The sequence below is a fragment of the Microbacterium sp. Leaf351 genome (genome assembly GCF_001423825.1).
GTDB lineage: Bacteria > Actinomycetota > Actinomycetes > Actinomycetales > Microbacteriaceae > Microbacterium > Microbacterium ginsengisoli.
Genome location: NZ_LMPK01000001.1, coordinates 40,906 through 43,233 on the forward strand (window position 1 = coordinate 40,906; position 2,328 = coordinate 43,233).

The 2,328-nt window shown below is 71.2% G+C and carries 2 protein-coding genes; one reads left to right on the forward strand and one right to left on the reverse strand.

The window, feature by feature from the left end:
- On the forward strand, positions 1-1,417 hold a 1,417-nt coding region (locus tag ASG00_RS00165), incomplete at its 5' end, for an MFS transporter (protein WP_056206096.1).
- A 43-nt stretch (positions 1,418-1,460) separates the two neighbouring features.
- Here the strand turns inward: ASG00_RS00165 and guaB are convergent.
- Positions 1,461-2,328 (reverse strand): IMP dehydrogenase (gene guaB / locus ASG00_RS15900; RefSeq protein ID WP_235558994.1); only part of this gene is annotated, 868 nt, incomplete at its 5' end.

Sequence of the window (2,328 nt, forward strand, 5' to 3'; positions counted from 1 at the left end):
CGCCGCGCGCCGCCGCCCCGCCGCACTCGTCATCGCCGCGGCATCCCTGCCCATGTTCATGGCGACCCTCGACAACCTCGTCATGACCAACGCCCTGCCGGTGCTGCACAAGGACCTCGGCGCCAGCGTCGAGCAGCTGCAGTGGTTCGTGAACGCGTACACCCTCGCATTCGCCTCGACGATCCTGCTGGCCTCCGCGCTCGGCGACCGCTACGGCCGTCGCACCGTCTTCACGATCGGCATCGCGGTGTTCGGCATCGGCTCGATCTTCGCCGCCCTCTCGCAGGACCCCGGTCAGCTCATCGCCGCGCGAGCCCTGCAGGGATTCGGCGGCGCGGGCGTCATGCCGCTCTCGCTCGCCCTCATCACCGGCGGCGTCGCCGATCGGCTGCGCCCGCTCGCGATCGGCATCTGGGGCGGGATCGCCGGCCTCGGCGTCGCGGTCGGCCCGCTCGTCGGCGGGGCGGTCATCGAGGGCTGGAACTGGCAGACGATCTTCTGGATCAACATCCCCGTCGCCGTCATCGCCCTGCCGCTCGCGATCTGGGCACTGCCGAACCAGCGCGGCGCCCGCGCCCGCATCGACGTCGTGGGCACCGTGCTCGCCGGCGCCGGGGTTCTCGCCCTCGTGCACGCCATCGTGCGTGGCAACGACGACGGCTGGTCGACGTTCTCCGTCATCGGCGAGATCGTGCTCGGCTCGCTGCTGGTGATCGCCTTCCTGGTGTGGCAGTGGCGCTCGCGCAGCCCGCTCGTGCCGCTGCGACTGTTCCGCGACCGCTCGTTCTCACTCACCAACGCGGTCGGCTTCGCGTTCAGCTTCGGCACGTTCGGGTCGATCTTCATCCTCATCCAGTACATGCAGGTCGTGCGCGGCTCGACCCCGCTGGAGGCGGCCGTGCAGACCACGCCGTGGACGCTCGCCCCGATGGTCGTCGCACCCCTGGCCGGGCTCATCGCCCCGCGGGTCGGCACCCGCATCCTGCTCGTCACCGGACTCGCAGCGCAAGGCATCGCCCTCGGCTGGCTCGCGCTGATGATCTCCACCACGACGCCCTACATCGACATGGTCGCGCCGTTCGTGCTCGCCGGCGTCGGCATGGGGCTCGTGTTCGCGCCGTCGGCGACAGCTCTGCTGTCGACACTCGGCATCGCCGACCACGCCAAGGCGTCGGGCGTCAACTCCACAGTGCGCGAGATCGGCGTCGCCCTCGGCACCGCCGTCATGACGGCGATCTTCGTCGGCGCCGGAGGTCAGCTGCGCCCGGACATGTATGTGGATGCCGCGCGCCCCGCTGTCCTCACCGGGGCGGCCGTGCTGCTGGTCACCGCCGTGCTCGCCCTGTTCCTGCCCGCCGGCCGCGGCACGCCGGCGACGGCCGCGGACAGCGAACGGGAACTCGCGCACGCGGCGTGAACCGCGGCATCCAGCCCCTCATCGAGGCGCCGGACGACAGGGATCACTTCTTGTAGTTCGGCGCCTCGACGACGATCTGCACGTCGTGCGGGTGCGATTCCTTCAGGCCCGCCGCCGTGATGCGCACGAAGCGCCCCTTGGTCTTGAGCTCCTCGATCGTGCGCGCCCCGACGTAGAACATCGACTGACGCAGACCACCGACGAGCTGATAGGCGACGGCGGCGACCGGGCCGCGGTAGGCGACCTGGCCCTCGATGCCCTCGGGGATCAGTTTGTCGTCGCTGGGCACGTCGGCCTGGAAGTAGCGGTCCTTCGAGTACGACGTCTTCTTGCCGCGGGTCTGCAGCGCGCCGAGCGAGCCCATGCCGCGGTACTGCTTGAACTGCTTGCCGCCCTGGAAGACGATCTCGCCCGGCGACTCGTCGGTGCCGGCGAACAGCGACCCGATCATGACGGTGTCGGCGCCCGCGACGAGCGCCTTGGCGATGTCGCCCGAGTACTGCAGACCGCCGTCGGCGATCACCGGCACGCCCGCTTCGCGGGCGGCGAGGGACGCCTCGTAGACGGCCGTCACCTGCGGCACGCCCACACCCGCCACGACGCGGGTGGTGCAGATCGAGCCCGGCCCGACGCCGACCTTCACGGCGTCGACACCGGCGTCGATGAGCGCCTGAGCGCCCTCGCGGGTCGCGACGTTGCCGCCGATCACGTCGATGTGCGCGAACGTCGGGTCGGCCTTGATGCGCCGCACGATGTCGATGACGCCCGCCGACTGGCCGTTGGCCGTGTCGACCACGAGCACGTCGACGCCCGCGTCGCGCAGGGCCTCGGCGCGCTCCCACGCGTCGCCGAAGAAACCGATCGCGGCGCCCACGCGGAGGCGACCCTGCTCGTCCTTGGTGGCGAGCGGG